We start from the raw sequence: 15442 nt of genomic DNA on the forward strand, positions 1-15442 counted from the left end.
TCAGCAAGAGCACGACCTGAGGAGGTCGGGGGTTACGGTGGATGCCGTGACTCTCGACCTCCTCTCGCTGTACCAGGACCTGCACGCCCACCCCGAGCTCGGTTTCCAGGAGCACCGCACCGCGGGCATCGTGGCCGACCGGCTCGCCGAGATCGGTGGCATCGAGGTGACCACCGGCGTCGGCGGCACCGGGGTCGTCGGCGTGCTGGCGAACGGCGAGGGCCCGGTGGTGTGGCTCCGCGCCGACATGGACGGCCTGCCGGTCCAGGAGCGCACGGGTCTGCCCTACGCCAGCCAGCACCGCGGTACCGACGAGGACGGCAACGACGTCCCGACGATGCACGCCTGCGGCCACGACATCCACGTCACCTGGCTGCTCGGCACGCTCGAGCGCCTGGCGGCGACCACGGACGACTGGCACGGCACGGTCGTGGCGGTCTTCCAGCCGGCGGAGGAGGTCATCTCCGGCGCCCGCGCGATGGTCGAGGACGGCTTGGTCGACCGGTTCCCGAAGCCCGACGTGGTGCTCGGTCAGCACTCGGCTCCGGCGCCCGTCAGCATCGTCGCGATCGGTTCCGGTCCGGTGATGGCGTCGAGCGACCGACTGACGGTCACGTTCAACGGCCGCGGGGCCCACGGTTCCGCACCGCAGGCGTCCCTCGACCCGGTCGTCACCGCCGCGTCCGCCGTCGTCCGGCTGCAGACCGTCGTGTCGCGCGAGGTCTCGCCGAGCGACGCCGGGGTCGTCACCGTCGGCAGCTTCCACGCCGGCACCCGCGCCAACATCATCCCCGACCAGGCCGTCATCGAGATCTCGACGCGTGCCCGCAACGAGGAGACCCGCGCTCGGATCATCGCGTCGATCGAGCGGATCGTCCGGGCGGAGAGCGACGCTGGTGGCCTCCCCGAGCCGACGATCGTGCGGTCGCCGGGTGCCGAGGTGACGGTGAACGACGCCGAATCCGCCGCTCGGGTGCTCGCGGCCGTGAGCGCTGCCGTGCCGGGAGCGCGCGAGCTCGAGATCGGCCTGGCGATGGCGTCGGAGGACGTCGGTCAGCTCGCGACGGCGGCGGGCGTCCCGCTCGTGTACTGGTTCACGGGCATCACCGACCCGGAGCTGTTCCGCCGTGGCGAGGACATCCCGAGCAACCACTCGCCGTTCTACGCCCCGCAGGCCGAGACCGCGATCCCGGTGGGCGTCGACGCACTGGTCGCCGCGACGCGCGCCTACGTCGCCTGACGCTTCCTTCCCATTGCGCGGGCAGTAGGAAGCGGGAACGGGCGTACCTGGTCGAAACGAAGGACCAGGTACGCCCGTTCCGGCCAAGTACGCGCGACGGGCGCGAAGGGCGGACGGGAGGCGCGGGGCGGCCCCGCCGCGCGGGTGACCGTCCCGGGGACAGGACGTTCACAGCCAACTCGCGCCGTGCCTCCCGGCTCACCCGTTACCGTCGGCGCATGCGTTCCCTCCGTACCCCGCTGATCGCCGCCGTCGCCGCCGGCATCGCCCTGGCCGGACTCACCGGTTGCTCGTCCGACGCCGTCGAGCAGGCGACGGACCTCGGGTCCTCGGTCGCCTCGACGGTCGCGGACGGCGTCGCCGGCATCGACGGCAAGGCGATCCAGGACGGCATGTCCTCGGTCGCGGGCGGGATCGACGGCGCGCTCGACACCGCGCTCAAGGGCGCGAACGTGACCTCCGACGGCAAGGTGCCCGAGGGCTTCCCGTCGTCCGACGTGCCGCTCGTCGACGGCACGGTGCTCGGCGGGGGAGCGGGTCCGAACGGCTCCGGGTGGGTCGTGCAGGTGCGTGCCGGGTCGGTCGACGACTTCACCGCCGCTGCCCAGCAGCTCGCCGACGCCGGGTACACCGAGTCGGCGAAGCGCGCCGACTCGTCGAGTGCGTTCGGGATGTTCCGCAGCGACGGGTACCGCGTCGTGCTCACGTTCTCGGACGGCGACGACGGCGTCACCGCGACCTACATCGTCACGGCCCGCTAGTCCCGTACCCTTGGGGGCGATGTCGAAGGCCTCCGTCACGCGCCCCGAGCGCGTCCTGTTCGTGCACGCCCACCCCGACGACGAGACCCTGTCGTCCGGGGGGACGATCGCCACCCTGCTCGAGCTCGGCGCCGAGGTCACCGTGTTGACGGCGACCCGTGGTGAGCGCGGCGAGATGCTCACCGAGCGGCTCGCGCCCCTCGCCGGTGACGCGCAGCGCGTCGCCGCGCACCGCGAGACCGAGATCGACGCGGCGCTCGCGGCCCTCGGCGGCCCCGTGCACCTGTGGCTCGGCGGTCGCGGGGCGCGTCCGACCGACCTGCCGGAACGCCGGTACGTCGACTCCGGCATGCAGTGGGGACCGGACGGCCGGGCGACCGCCGCCGACGACGCCCCCGCCGACTCGCTGACCGCCGCCGACCTCGGCGAGGTCGTCGACGACGTCCGTGCCGCGATCCGCTCCACCGGGGCGGACGCGGTCGTGAGCTACGCCGACGACGGCGGGTACGGCCACCCCGACCACGTGCGCGTGCACCACGCGGCCCGGTACGCGGCCCGGGCGGAAGAGGTCGCGTTCTCGATGATCGTCGCCCCGGACGACGGAGACGTCGACGTCACCGTCGACGTCCTGCCGGTGCGGGCGAAGGTGCGCGCCGCCGTCGAGCAGTACCGCTCGCAGGTGACGGTCGACCCGGTGGACCCCGCCGACCCGACGGCGCTGTCGTGGGTGATGCCGCACGGCGTCCGCCAGCACGCCCCTGCGGTCGAGGCCTTCCGGCACGACGCCGACCCGCAGCCCCCGGCACCGCAGACCTACGCCGAGATGTCCGGCCAGGGCAAGGTCGCGGCGGTCGCCGTCGCGCTCGTGCTCGGGCTCGTCACCGGTGGACTCGGCACGGTGACGCACCAGCAGACCATCGGTGCCGCCGCGTTCCCGATCGGCATGGTGATCACCACGCTGCTCGTGGTCGGGCTCACGGTGGGCATCCGGCTGCTGTACCGGTCGCGGGCCATGGTCGCCGCGATCGGCATCGGCATCCTCGTCGCCACGCAGGTGCTCGTCTCGGTCGGTGGGCAGGGCTCGCCGCTCGTGCTGGCGAACGCCGCCGGGTACGTCTGGACGTTCGCACCCGCCGTCATCGCCGCCCTGGTGCTCGCGTGGCCGGACCTGTCGGGGCTGCGGTCCCGGACGGCCCCGGGCCGCGAGTAGACTCGAACCCGCTCGTCGAAGGGAGCACCCGAACCGTGACCTACGTGATCGCCCAGCCCTGTGTCGACGTCAAGGACCGCGCCTGCATCGACGAATGCCCCGTCGACTGCATCTACGAGGGCGACCGGTCGCTGTACATCCACCCCGACGAGTGCGTCGACTGTGGTGCGTGCGAGCCGGTCTGCCCGGTCGAGGCGATCTACTACGAGGACGACCTGCCCGACGAGTGGGCCGACTACTACAAGGCCAACGTCGAGTTCTTCCAAGAGGTCGGCTCGCCCGGTGGTGCCGCGAAGGTCGGTGTGATCCACAAGGACCACCCGGTCATCATGGCCGAACCGCCCCGCGGCTGAGCCGGACACGCACGTGGCGCTCGACCTGCCCGACTTCCCCTGGGACCAGCTCGTCCCGTTCAAGCAGCGAGCGGCGGAGTACGAGGGCGGCATCGTCGACCTGAGCGTCGGTTCGCCCGTCGACCCGACGCCCGAGATCGTCCGACGGGCACTCGCCGATGCCACCGACGCGCACGCCTACCCGCAGGTCGCCGGCACCCCGGCCCTGCGGCAGGCCATCGCCGACTGGTACGGCCGCCGGCACGGGGTGACCCTGACCGAGGCGCACACGCTGCCGACGATCGGCTCGAAGGAGTTCATCGCCGGTCTGGCGCTCTGGCTCGGCATCGGCACCGGCGACACCGTGGTGTTCCCGGCGGCCGCCTACCCGACCTACGAACTCGGGGCCGCCCTGGTCGGCGCGGACGCGCTCGCCTCGGACGACCCGGCGGCGTGGCCGTCGACGACGAAGCTGGTGTGGCTGAACTCGCCCGGCAACCCCGACGGCCGCGTGCTCTCGATCGACGACCTGCGCGTCGCGGTCGCCCGGGCCCGCGAGCTCGGCGCCGTGATCGTCGGCGACGAGTGCTACGCCGAGCTCGGATGGGACCCGGAGTACGCGACCACCCCGACGCCGACGATCCTCGATCCCCGTGTCGTCGGCGACTCGGTCGACGGCGTGCTCAGCGTGTACTCGCTGTCGAAGCAGTCGAACCTGGCCGGGTACCGCGCGGCCTTCGTCGCCGGTGACGCCGAGATCCTGGCCGACGTGCTCGCCGTCCGGAAGCACGCCGGGCTCATGCCGCCCCTGCCCGTGCAGGAAGCCATGATCGTGGCGCTCGCGGACCAGACCCACGTGCAGCAGCAGAAGGCCCGCTACCGTGCGCGCAGGAACATGCTCCGACGGGCACTCGAGGGCGCCGGCTTCCGCATCGACCACAGCGAGGCCGGGCTGTACCTGTGGGCGACCCGCGGCGAACCCGCGCTCGACACCGTGTCGTGGTTGGCCGACCGCGGGATCCTCGTCGCGCCGGGCACGTTCTACGGTGTGGCCGGGGGAGAGCACGTCCGGGTGGCCCTGACGGCGACCGACGAGCGCATCGCAGCTGCGGCACAGCGGCTCGCCAGCAGCCGACGGCTCGGCACCGCCCAGCCCGGAGCGCAATCGGTGGTTCCCACCAAGTCGTGACCTCCGAGGTGTGCACGAGCGACAGACGCCGCGATTAGGCTGTCATCGTGACTGACACTGCCAACGACGCTCAGAAGACGGCCACACCGCCCACGACGCCCGTGCCCGTGAGTCCCGCCGCCGAACAGACGGGCGAGACCGCGACGCTGACGTACCCGGGCGGCAGCGCGGAGTTCCCGATCCTGCCGAGCGTCGACGGCGCGTCCACGATGGACATCTCGACGTTCAAGAAGCAGACCGGCATGAACACGCTCGACTACGGGTTCGTGAACACCGGGTCCACCAAGAGCGCCATCACCTACATCGACGGCGACCAGGGGATCCTGCGGTACCGCGGCTACCCGATCGACCAGGTCGCGTCGAACTGCACGTTCCTCGAGGTCGCGTGGCTCCTGATCTACGGCGAGCTGCCCAGCGAGTCCGAGCTCGCCGACTTCGACGCCCGCATCCGTCGTCACACCCTGCTGCACGAGGACCTCCGTCGCCTGTTCGACGCCCTCCCGCACTCGGCGCACCCGATGTCCGTGCTGTCCAGCGCCGTCAGCGCCCTGTCGACGTACTACGAGGACGACATGGACGTCGACGACCCGGAGAAGGTCGAGCTGCAGACCGTGCGGCTGCTCGCGAAGCTGCCGGTGATCGCCGCCTACGCGCACAAGAAGTCCATCGGCCAGGCGTTCCTGTACCCGGACAACGGCCTGTCGTTCGTCGACAACTTCCTGCGCCTGAACTTCGGCACCATGGCCGAGACGTACCAGCCGAACCCGGTGCTGTCGAAGGCCCTCGACCGGCTCCTCATACTGCACGAGGACCACGAGCAGAACGCCTCCACGGCGACGGTGCGCATGGTCGGCTCGACGAAGGCGAACATGTTCGCGTCGATCTCCGCCGGCATCAACGCCCTGTACGGCCCGCTGCACGGCGGCGCGAACGAGGCCGTGCTCGAGATGCTGCAGCAGATCAAGGACTCCGGCGAGCCCGTGCAGCGCTTCGTCGAGCGGGTGAAGAACAAGGAGCGCGGCGTGAAGCTCATGGGCTTCGGACACCGCGTCTACAAGAACTACGACCCCCGCGCGAAGCTCGTCAAGGAGTCGGCGGACGAGGTCCTCGAGTCCCTCGGCGTGCAGGACGACCTGCTCGACATCGCGAAGGAGCTCGAGCAGATCGCGCTGAGTGACCAGTACTTCATCGACCGCAAGCTCTACCCGAACGTCGACTTCTACACCGGCATCATCTACAAGGCGATGGGCTTCCCGCCGCGCATGTTCACGGTGCTGTTCGCGATCGGCCGCCTGCCCGGCTGGATCGCGCAGTGGCGCGAGCTGAACAACGACCCGCTCAACAAGATCGGTCGCCCGCAGCAGCTCTACGTGGGTGCCCCGAAGCGGGACCTCCCCGCGCGCTGACGCACGCTCCACTCCGCGAGAGCGACAGGACCCCGCGAACGGTTCGCGGGGTCCTGTCGCTTTCGCGGTGGAGTCCTACGCGTGCAGCGCGGTGTTGAGCTGGATGCCCTCGCCCGCGCGCTGCAGGGCCTCGACCGCACCGGACATGCTGTTGCGGCGGAACAGGACGTTCGGGGCGCCGGAGAGCTCCGCCGCCTTGACGGTCTTCGGCGTGCCGTCCGGGTTCGGGGCGGCGCCGACCAGGACGACCTTCGTGCCGGCCGTGACGTACAGGCCGGCCTCGATCACGGAGTCGTCGCCGAGCGAGATGCCGAGGCCCGCGTTCGCGCCGAGCAGTGCGCGGTCGCCGAGGGAGACCCGGTGCGTGCCACCGCCGGAGAGCGTGCCCATGATGGACGCCCCGCCGCCGATGTCGGTGCCGTGTCCGACGACGACGCCCTGCGAGACACGGCCCTCGATCATGGCGTCGCCGAGGGTGCCGGCGTTGAAGTTCACGAAGCCCTCGTGCATGACGGTCGTGCCCGGTGCCAGGTGCGCGCCGAGGCGGACGCGGTTGGCGTCGCCGATGCGGACGCGGTCGGGCACGACGTAGTCCAGCAGGCGGGGGAACTTGTCGATGGCGTGCACGGCGATGCCCGCGCGCTGCAGCGACGGGCGCAGGCGGGTCAGGGTCTCCGGGTGCACCGGTCCGGCGTTCGTCCACGCGACGATCGGCAGGTACCCGAAGACCCCGTCGAGGTTGATGGTGTTCGGACGCACGTGCAGGTGGCTGAGCAGGTGCAGGCGCAGGTACGCGTCCTCGGTGCTGGTCGGTGCGGCGTCGATGGTGACCTCGGTGGTGACGGCCTCGATCCGGACCTCGCGGCGGGGGTCGTCGCCCACGTGCACCTGCAGTTCGGCGGGGAACTCCGCGTCGGTCGGCAGCGCGCCGAGGTGCGTCTCCGGGTACCAGGTGTCGAGCGTCGTGCCGTCGGCGGCGATCGTCGCGAGGCCGTGGCCCCAGGCGTGCGTCGGGCGGTCGGCGGCGGTCGGGTCGGTGGCAGCGGTCGTGTCGGTCACCGCACCAGGGTACCGACGCCCTGGACGGGAGCACCGGACCGACCGGACGGACGCTGCGGACCGGCACCGTGCCTCCCGGACCGCCGTGCCGTCGGCCAGCGCGACGCAAGCGGCGGCCGATAAGGTGACCGCATGCCGGAGCAGCTCGACCTCACCGCCTCGTCCATCGACATCACCCGTGCCATCTGCGACATCGAATCGGTGTCGGGGAACGAGCAGGCCCTCGCCGACGCGATCGAGGCGGTGCTCACGCCGCTGTCGCACCTCGAGGTGATCCGCGACGGTGACGCGATCGTGGCACGCACGAACCTCGGGCGCGACCGCCGCGTCGTGATCGCCGGGCACATCGACACCGTGCCGCTCAACGACAACCTGCCGACCGAGTTCCGCACCGCCGAGGACGGCACCGAGATCCTCTGGGGTCGCGGCACCGTGGACATGAAGGCCGGCTGCGCGGTCCAGCTCAAGCTCGCGTACGACCTGGTTGCGCCCTCCGTCGACGTCACGTGGGTCTGGTACGACCACGAGGAGGTCAGCGACCTGCTGAACGGCCTCGGTCGTCTGGCCCGGACCCGTCCGGAGCTGCTGGCCGCCGACTTCGCGATCCTGGGGGAGCCGTCCGGCGCGCAGATCGAGGGTGGCTGCAACGGCAACCTCCGCGCCGAGATCCGCACGTTCGGCAAGCGCTCGCACAGCGCCCGCAGCTGGATCGGCGACAACGCGATCCACAAGACGGCGCCGATCCTGGCGACCCTGGCCGCCTACGAGCCCCGCACCGTCACGGTCGACGGGCTCGAGTACCGCGAGGGCCTGAACGCCGTCGGCATCAGCGGCGGCATCGCGGGCAACATCATCCCGGACGAAGCGATGGTGCACGTGAACTACCGCTTCGCGCCCTCGCGCTCCGCCGACGAGGCCGTCGCACACATCCGCGAACTCTTCGACGGGTACGAGGTCACGATCGTCGACCTGGCCGCCGGGGCCCGACCGGGCCTCGACGCCCCGCTCGCGCAGGACTTCGTGGCCGCGGTCGGTGGCCCGGAGCCCCGTCCGAAGTACGGCTGGACGGACGTCGCGCGTTTCTCGGCGCTCGGGGTGCCCGCGGTCAACTACGGCCCGGGTGAACCCGTCTTCGCCCACCACGACGACGAGCAGGTCCCGGTCGCGCAGATCACTGCGGTCGAGGCCGGCCTCCGTCGGTGGCTGACGGCCTGACGACGGCCGGGGTCTCCCGGCCGACCCCTGCGCGCACCCGCTGGCGCGCCCGGTACCGGGTCGTGCCGTGGTGGGTCCGCATCACCGTCGTCTACGTGCTCGCCCGGTTCGTCACCGGACTGATGATGCAGGCGTTCGCGAGCGTGCAGGCGGCGAACTCGTTCACCGTCCAGCACCCGGCGTACCTGTCGTTCGCGTCCGTCTGGGACGGCGCCTGGTACCGCGTGATCGCGACCGGTGGCTACCCGTCGACCCTGCCGGTGGACGCCGCGGGGCACGTGACCGAAAACGCGTGGGCGTTCATGCCGGCGTACCCGTTCCTGGTGCGCGGCCTCATGCTGCTGACCGGAGCGTCGTTCGAACTCGTCGCGGTGTCGGTGTCGTTGCTCGCCGGACTCGGCGCTGCGCTCGTGTTCCGCCGCCTGATGGGGCGCTTCCTCGACCCGGCACGGGCGACCTTCGCCACCGTGCTGTTCTGCGTCGCGCCCGTGTCGGCGATGTTCCAGGTGGCGTACGCCGAGTCGATGGGGCTGTTCCTGTTGCTCGTCGCGCTCCTGCTCATGGTCGACCGGCGGTGGTGGACGATGCTGCCCGTCGTGCTGCTGCTCGGCATGACCCGGCCGACCGGGCTCGCCTTCTCGTTGCTCGTCGTCCTGTTCGTCGGCGCATGGGCGATCCGGCCCGCGTGGGTGCGGTCGTCGGAGCCGCTCACCCTGCGCCGGCTCGTGCCGCCCGCCGTGGTCGCGGTGGTGTCCGGGTTGGTGGGCCTGGCGTGGCCGGCGATCGCCTGGGCCGTCACGGGGGTCCCGAAGGCGTACACCGACACCGAGCTCGCCTGGCGGTCGTCGTACGTCGGGTGGCAGGAACTCGTGCCGTTCGCGCCGTGGATCCAGGGCTTCGGCTGGTGGTTCCACCAGCCGGCCGGCGGGATCCTGCTGGCCGTCGTGGTCGTCGGCTTCGCGGCGTTCGTCTGCATGCCCGCGGCATGTCGGATCGGGATCGAGCTGCGGCTCTGGGGCATCGCCTACGTCGTGTACCTGCTCGCCGTGTTCTTCCCGCAGTCGAGCACGTGGCGCATCCTGGTGCCGATCGCGCCGCTGCTCGGCATCGTGGCGCTGCCGCGGTCACGCGTGTACCGGGTGGCCGTCGTGGTGGCGTTCGTCGGGCTGCAGTGGGTCTGGCTCTACTCCTGCTGGTGGATCGACGGCTACGACTGGACCCCGCCGTGATCGGCGCGGCGCTCCCGGGCCTGGGCGCGGGCCAGGAGTCGTGCAGCGGGGCCGCTCCGCTCGCGCTTCGGCACCGTCGCTGACATCGGTTCGGGGTCACCCGGCCGCCAGTTCGCCGCCGCCACGACCATCGCGTTGACGGTGGCGATGAACGGCACGGCGAAGAACGCGCCGACGACCCCGGCGATCGTCGTGCCCGCGGTCACCCCGAGGACGACCCCGAGCGGGTGCACCTTCACTGCGGTACCGGTCAGGAACGGGTGCAGCACGTGGCTCTCGAGCTGCTGCACCACGACCACGATCCCGAGCATCACGAGCGCCGGCACCCACCCGTTGAACACCAGGGCGATGAGCACCGCGACCGCACCGGCGACGATCGCGCCGACGACGGGGACGAACGCACCGAAGAACACGACGACGCCGATCGGGATCGCCAGGGGGATCTGCAGGGCGAGCGCGCCGATGGTCACGCCGAGGGCGTCGGTGACGGCGACCACCAGCTGGACACGGATGAAGCTCGTCAGGGTCTTCCATCCGGCATGCCCGGCGACGTCGATGCGCGCGCGGGCACGGCGCGGGAAGAGCCGGACGACCCAGCCCCAGATGCGCGGACCGTCGATGAGCACGAACAGCGTCGTGAACACGATGATGAACAGCCCCTCGAGCACGTGCACGGCGCCGGTGCCGGCGGCCTGGAACCCGGACAGGATCGTCGAGGCGTGCGCCTGCAGGTAGTCGAAGCCGTTCGACACCCATCCGTCGACGTCCTTCGCCGTGATCCCGAACGGCTCACTGTCGAGCAGGGTCCGAAGCGACTGCACGCTGTGGTGGAGTCGGCGTTCGAGGGACGGCAGGTCGGACCGCACCTGCTCGGTGACGAGCAGCGCGAGCCCGCCGAGTGCCAGCACCAGGGCCACCAGGCTCGACAGCACCGCCGTCCACTTCGGCCACCGGTGCCGCTGCAGGAACGACGACATCGGCATGAGCAGCGCGCAGACCAGCAGCGCGATGAGGAACGGCACCACGATGTCCTGCAGCAGCACGACCAGGGCCACGAGGACCGCGAGCCCGGCACCCACGACGAGGATGCGCCAGGTGAACGCCGCGCCGATCCGCAGGCCGGCGGGCACGGCGTCGTCGGACCGCGCGGTCCGCTCGGGTCGTCCGCTGGGGGACTGACGGCGCGTGGAGCGGATGTTCGGCATCCGCCAAGGTTACGAACGCAACCCGCGAAGATCCGCCGATCCGACACCCCCAACCTGGGCGGTTTCGCAGTTGCCCCATCAATACGAGATAATGAGCGGGCATGTACTGCACGAAAGGGGACATCTGATGGCAGCCATGAAGCCGAGGACCGGTGACGGGCCGATGGAGGCTGTTAAGGAGGGTCGACTCATCATCGTGCGGGTTCCGCTCGAAGGAGGAGGCCGCCTGGTCGTCTCGGTCAACGATGCCGAGGCCAAGGAACTCCATGACGCACTCGCTGAGGTCGTCTCGGCCTAGTAGTCGAAAGCACCAGAACGACGGGCCCGGAGCGTGTACGCGCCGGGCCCGTCGTCTGCGTCCGGCAGGATGGCCTCGTGTCGAGGACCCACATGCCGATCCGCCGCGTCGAGGAGTACCGCGACCCGGACCCGATGCCGCGCGACGTCTGGCCGGCGACGCTGCCCCCGGTGCGGCAGCTGCTCGACGAGGGGCTCGACCTCGACCCCGTGACGGTGTTCGTCGGCGACAACGGTGTCGGCAAGTCGACCCTGATCGAGGCCATCGCGCTCCGTTTCGGGATGTCCCCGGAGGGCGGCTCCACCCTGGCGAACCACTCGACGCGCCCGTCCGAGTCGGACCTGTGGGAGCACATCGTCCTCCGCCGTGACTTCGGTGCGCCCCGCGGTGGCTTCTTCCTGCGCGCCGAGACCATGCACGGCTTCTTCACCTACCTCGAGGACCACCCGAACCACTCCCGCCCGGAGCCGGTGTTCCACGAACGCAGCCACGGGGAGGCGTTCCTCGACTTCGTCATCGACCGCGCGCAGTGGCCGGGGCTCTGGATCCTCGACGAGCCCGAGTCGGCGTTGTCCTTCTCCGGGTGCCTGACGCTCATCGCGCTGTTGCGGTCGATCGTCGACAGCGGGGTGGGACAGGTCGTGCTCTCGACGCACTCGCCGGTGCTGGCGGCGTTCCCGGGCGCGACGATCCACGAGGTCGGCGAGTGGGGGTTCCGGCGGACCGAGTGGGAAGACCTCGACCTGGTGCGCAACCAGCGCTCGTTCCTCGAATCACCCGAGCGGTACCTCCGGCACCTCGAGTGACCGACGGTCAGGATGACGCAGCGTGCGCTACGCGGTGACCTTCGTCAGCTGCAGCAGACCGTCGCCCGCCGGCGAGAGCGCACTCCGCACCGCGCCCGACGTCGACACCTCGGTGAGCAGCAGCCGGAAGTCGGTGGTCGCCCGGTCCCGCTTGACGGGATCGGCCACGCGTCCGCGCCACAGCGCGTGCGGCACCAGGACGGTCCCGCCGAGGCGCGCGAGCCGCAGTCCGTGTTCGACGTACTCGATGACGTGCTCGGGGTCGGCGTCGACCAGGACGACGTCGTACGACGCCTCGTTCATCCGGGGGAGCACCTGGTTCGCGCGGCCCGGGATGAGCCGGATCCGGGCGGGGGCGGTGCCGGCGCTGATGTAGGCGTCACGGGCGAACTGCTGGTGGTCGACCTCGACGTCGATCGTGGTCAGGGTCGCGTCCGGCGCGCCGCCGAGCAGGTACAGCCCGGAGACTCCCAGGCCCGTCCCGATCTCGATGATGCTCGTGGCTCGGGACGCTGCGGCGATGACGCCGATCTGTGCGCCGATCGCGGGCGAGATCGCCTCGACACCGAGCTCCAGGGAGTGCTCACGAGCACGGGCGATCGCCTCGGACTCCGAGACGATGTCCTCGGCGAACTTCCAGTTCGACTCTTTCTCTGACACGCACACTCCGTTCGGATGACAACTCTAGGGGTGCATCCGAGCCGCACGGGTTAGGCTCGCTCACGTGAACATCCCGCTCGACAAGATCCTGATCATCGGGATCATTGCCGTGCTCTTGCTCGGGCCCCAGCGCCTGCCGATGTACGCCCAGAAACTGGCCGAGTTCGTGAAGGCCGTCCGCCGGTTCGCCGACACCGCGAAGGAGCGGATGCGCGACGAGATGGGCCCCGAGTTCGACGACATCGAGTGGCAGAAGCTCGACCCGCGACAGTACGACCCCCGCCGGATCATCCGCGATGCACTCCTCGACTCCGGCGGCGCCAGCAGCGCCGCAGCGGTCCAGACCGCGCAGGTGACCGCGTCCAAGGTGCGCGCGACGGCTCCCGTCGTGCCACTGGCCGTGGGGGAAGCGCCACCCTTCGACGCGGAAGCGACCTGACGCCCGTCACGTGACCACACGGCGGACGGGAGGCCCGGCGCCAGCTGGCACCGGGCCTCCCGTCGTCCGTGTGGTGACGACTACTGCATGTCCGCTACCGCAGGTCGGCGAGGAACCGGTCCGTCCAGGCGAGCGCCGGTGCGCTCGGGACGGAGCTGCAGGTCGGCGACGCCGTGGTCGAGGCGCAGGGCGTGTCCCGGTCGAGCGACCAGGAGTGGATCCCGGCGAGGCCGTTCGCCTTCGCGTAGGCGGACAGGGTGTCGACGTCGGCGAGGGTGAAGACCTCGTCGGTGGTGTCGTTGACGCCGATCATCGGGGTGACCTCGATCTTCGACGACGCGATGCCGTACGTGTGCTGCAGGTTCGTGACGGCCTGGATCGCCGACTTGCCCATCTGGCAGGTGGAGCCGGAGAGCACGCAGTTCGCGGCGGTCGCGCGGCCGAAGTCCATCGTCATGAGGTTGATCGTGTAGTTCGTCAGGGTCGACGCCTTGATCGCCTTCACGGTGGCGTCGCCGGTGCTGTTCAGCCCGCCGTACGAGCCGTCGCTGGCGGCCAGGGTCGCGAGCGTGAACGAGAAGCGCATGCCCGGGTACTTCGCCTGGGCGAGGGCAGCGGCGCTCACCAGGTTCTGGACGTCCGAGGCGGACTGGCCGCTCTCGATGTCGAAGTCGACGCCGATCATGTGCGGGGTCGCGTACCGGGCGATGAAGCTCTGCAGTGCCGCGCCCGAACACGTGAAGGAGCCGGCTGCGCCACCCGTGCTCACGATGTAGTCCACGCCGGCGGCGTCGAGCTTCGGGATGTTGGCGTTCGCGAAGGCATCCGCCGCGACACCGCCCCAGTTCTCGCTGCCGCACGTGCCGGTCGCGAAGGCGAGGGTGATCGCCTTGAGACCGGGCTCGCGGGTGGACACGAGGCTGTTGCTCGAGCCGACGACCGGGATGCGGGTGCCGGTGACGGCGGTGTTCATGACGTTCGTGTTCCAGTCGAGGTTCACGGTGATGTCCTTGTACGGGCTGAACACCAGTCCCTTGGCGGTGCCGCCGCTCCCGCCCGTGCCCGGGGTCGTCGTTCCCCCGCCGGGAGGCGTGGTGCCGCCGCCGGAACCGGTGCAGGCCCCGGCGGAGGCCCACGGCTGGCCGCTGCCCGTCGCCCCCGAGTGGGTCGCCGGGTCGTCGCCCTGCGTCCACCAGTTCGCGGTGTAGTTCGTTCCGTTCTCGCTGACGGTGGCTCCGCCGTTGTAGGCGGTGCCGGCGCTCCAGGCGGTGGCGCAGGTCGTCGCGGCGAGGGCTGGCGCTGCTGCGAGCGAGCCTCCGGCGACGATGACGGCGGCGATGGTGGCCACGAGGCCCGATCGCACGCGGGTGTTCTGGTTCACACGGTTCTCCTGTCCTCGTCCGACGGGTGGAGCCCTGACGGTCACATTCCGCAAGGGCATTGTGCAATGCCCTTGCATAATGCTCCGGGGTGGAACGACCTGTCCATGAACGAACGTACAGGCGTGCGTCAGGTGGACGGGCTGATGCCCGAGTCGTCAGTCGCGGGTGGCGACGATCGTGTAGGTCGCCGGGATCCGGTCGCGATCGACGTCCGGCCACGCCCACGAACCGTCGCCGGTGTCCTCCATGCGGGGACTGAAGCGCCAGGGCAGGGTGCGCCCTTCGTCCAGGCGCCGGAGTCGGAGACCGGCGCCGAGCAGGGCGTTCACGATCTCGGACAGCGGGTGCGGCCACTCGAACGTCCGGGTGTTCGCGACGGTGCCGTCGCCGGCGTAGGTCCCGGCGTCGTCCCACTGCTGCGCGGTGCCGTCCGGGAAGTACCGGTACCGGGTGACGAGTTCGTCGGCGGTCTCCTCGAGGGCGTAGAGCGCGGGGTGGCCGTCGCGGATGAAGAACACCCCGCCCGGGCGCAGCAGGCCGGCGACCTGCGCGGCCCAGCGGTCGAGGTCGGGGAGCCAGGTGATCGTCCCGATGCTCGTGTAGACGACGTCGAAGTCGCCGGTGACCGCGGCACGGGCGTCGAGCACGTCGGTCTCCACCCAGGTGACGTCGAGGCCGAGCCGCGTCGCGAGGCCGGCGGCGGACGCGAGTGCCGCGGGGGAGAAGTCGACACCGGTGAGTCGGGCGCCCTCTCGGGCGAGCGAGACGGTGTCGGTGCCGATGTGGCACTGCAGGTGGCAGACGTCGAGGCCGGCGAGCGATCCGTTCGGCAGCCAGGGTGTCAGCGCCGGCAGGTCGTCGCGCACGACGTCGGAGCGGCGCGTCGGGTCGGACAGCTCGTCGATCGCGTAGGCACCCTCGTGGATGGGGACCCGGTCGTCCCAGTTCGCCCGGTTCGTGTCGCGGGCGCGGTCCCAGTCGACGCTGACGTGATCCATGCTCATGCTGACG

General features: G+C 71.0%; 16 protein-coding genes. 11 read left to right on the forward strand and 5 right to left on the reverse strand.

What is annotated here, in order from left to right; translation table 11 throughout:
* Positions 1-46 precede the first annotated feature (46 nt).
* From ACVKXF_RS16185 to ACVKXF_RS16210, 6 genes are all read left to right on the forward strand, one after another.
* Positions 47-1240, forward strand: coding sequence for an amidohydrolase (locus ACVKXF_RS16185; protein ID WP_456796343.1), 1194 nt, complete (start codon positions 47-49; stop codon positions 1238-1240).
* A gap of 218 nt (positions 1241-1458) precedes the next feature.
* Entirely contained in the window at positions 1459-2001 is a 543-nt protein-coding gene (locus tag ACVKXF_RS16190) for a hypothetical protein (protein ID WP_456796344.1), read from the forward strand.
* Positions 2002-2020: 19 nt separating this feature from the next.
* A complete protein-coding gene (locus ACVKXF_RS16195) occupies positions 2021-3211 on the forward strand; it encodes a PIG-L family deacetylase (RefSeq protein ID WP_456796345.1) in 1191 nt (396 codons plus the stop codon).
* A 35-nt stretch (positions 3212-3246) separates the two neighbouring features.
* The gene (fdxA, locus tag ACVKXF_RS16200; RefSeq protein ID WP_123313334.1) at positions 3247-3564 is read left to right on the forward strand and encodes a ferredoxin; all 318 of its coding nucleotides are present in this window, start codon (positions 3247-3249) and stop codon (positions 3562-3564) included.
* Positions 3565-3577: 13 nt separating this feature from the next.
* Positions 3578-4732 carry a succinyldiaminopimelate transaminase gene (gene dapC, locus ACVKXF_RS16205; protein ID WP_456796346.1) on the forward strand — a complete coding sequence of 385 codons (1155 nt, stop codon included), beginning with the start codon at positions 3578-3580 and terminating at the stop codon, positions 4730-4732.
* A 107-nt stretch (positions 4733-4839) separates the two neighbouring features.
* Positions 4840-6138: a citrate synthase gene (locus ACVKXF_RS16210; protein ID WP_123313623.1), complete on the forward strand. Its 1299-nt coding sequence runs from the start codon at positions 4840-4842 to the stop codon at positions 6136-6138.
* Between the two features lie 75 nt (positions 6139-6213).
* Here the strand turns inward: ACVKXF_RS16210 and dapD are convergent, their stop codons facing one another.
* Positions 6214-7197, reverse strand: coding sequence for a 2,3,4,5-tetrahydropyridine-2,6-dicarboxylate N-succinyltransferase (gene dapD / locus ACVKXF_RS16215; RefSeq protein WP_456796347.1), 984 nt, complete (start codon positions 7195-7197; stop codon positions 6214-6216).
* A 132-nt stretch (positions 7198-7329) separates the two neighbouring features.
* Here dapD and dapE point away from each other — a divergent pair, with 132 nt between their 5' ends.
* Together dapE and ACVKXF_RS16225 are read left to right on the forward strand one after the other, a co-directional pair.
* Positions 7330-8412, forward strand: a complete 1083-nt coding sequence (gene dapE, locus ACVKXF_RS16220) for a succinyl-diaminopimelate desuccinylase (RefSeq protein WP_123313337.1) — start codon at positions 7330-7332, stop codon at positions 8410-8412.
* Positions 8397-9641 (forward strand): hypothetical protein, encoded by a 1245-nt coding sequence (locus ACVKXF_RS16225; RefSeq protein WP_456796348.1) that lies wholly within the window; start codon positions 8397-8399, stop codon positions 9639-9641. The genes dapE and ACVKXF_RS16225 overlap by 16 nt, the downstream gene beginning before the upstream one ends.
* Here the strand turns inward: ACVKXF_RS16225 and ACVKXF_RS16230 are convergent.
* Complete coding sequence (locus tag ACVKXF_RS16230) at positions 9620-10846, reverse strand: AI-2E family transporter (RefSeq protein WP_396290426.1); 1227 nt, start codon at positions 10844-10846, stop codon at positions 9620-9622. The genes ACVKXF_RS16225 and ACVKXF_RS16230 overlap by 22 nt on opposite strands.
* Positions 10847-10973: 127 nt before the next feature.
* On the opposite strand from ACVKXF_RS16230, the gene ACVKXF_RS16235 reads away from it, so the two are divergent.
* A complete protein-coding gene (locus ACVKXF_RS16235) occupies positions 10974-11144 on the forward strand; it encodes a DUF3117 domain-containing protein (RefSeq protein ID WP_017887054.1) in 171 nt (56 codons plus the stop codon).
* 77 nt (positions 11145-11221) lie between these two features.
* Positions 11222-11950 carry an AAA family ATPase gene (locus ACVKXF_RS16240; RefSeq protein ID WP_340197364.1) on the forward strand — a complete coding sequence of 243 codons (729 nt, stop codon included), beginning with the start codon at positions 11222-11224 and terminating at the stop codon, positions 11948-11950.
* Positions 11951-11977: 27 nt separating this feature from the next.
* On the opposite strand, the gene ACVKXF_RS16245 is transcribed toward ACVKXF_RS16240, so the two are convergent.
* Positions 11978-12610, reverse strand: coding sequence for an O-methyltransferase (locus tag ACVKXF_RS16245; protein WP_123294100.1), 633 nt, complete (start codon positions 12608-12610; stop codon positions 11978-11980).
* Positions 12611-12674: 64 nt separating this feature from the next.
* Here ACVKXF_RS16245 and ACVKXF_RS16250 point away from each other — a divergent pair, with 64 nt between their 5' ends.
* Entirely contained in the window at positions 12675-13049 is a 375-nt protein-coding gene (locus ACVKXF_RS16250; RefSeq protein WP_123313339.1) for a Sec-independent protein translocase family protein, read from the forward strand.
* A 94-nt stretch (positions 13050-13143) separates the two neighbouring features.
* Here the strand turns inward: ACVKXF_RS16250 and ACVKXF_RS16255 are convergent, their stop codons facing one another.
* Together ACVKXF_RS16255 and ACVKXF_RS16260 are read right to left on the reverse strand one after the other, a co-directional pair.
* Positions 13144-14430 (reverse strand): carbohydrate-binding protein, encoded by a 1287-nt coding sequence (locus tag ACVKXF_RS16255; protein WP_456796349.1) that lies wholly within the window; start codon positions 14428-14430, stop codon positions 13144-13146.
* Between the two features lie 156 nt (positions 14431-14586).
* Positions 14587-15435, reverse strand: coding sequence for a class I SAM-dependent methyltransferase (locus tag ACVKXF_RS16260; protein WP_456796350.1), 849 nt, complete (start codon positions 15433-15435; stop codon positions 14587-14589).
* Between the last annotated feature and the right edge of the window lie 7 nt (positions 15436-15442).

This window comes from Curtobacterium sp. PvP017 (assembly GCF_054060195.1).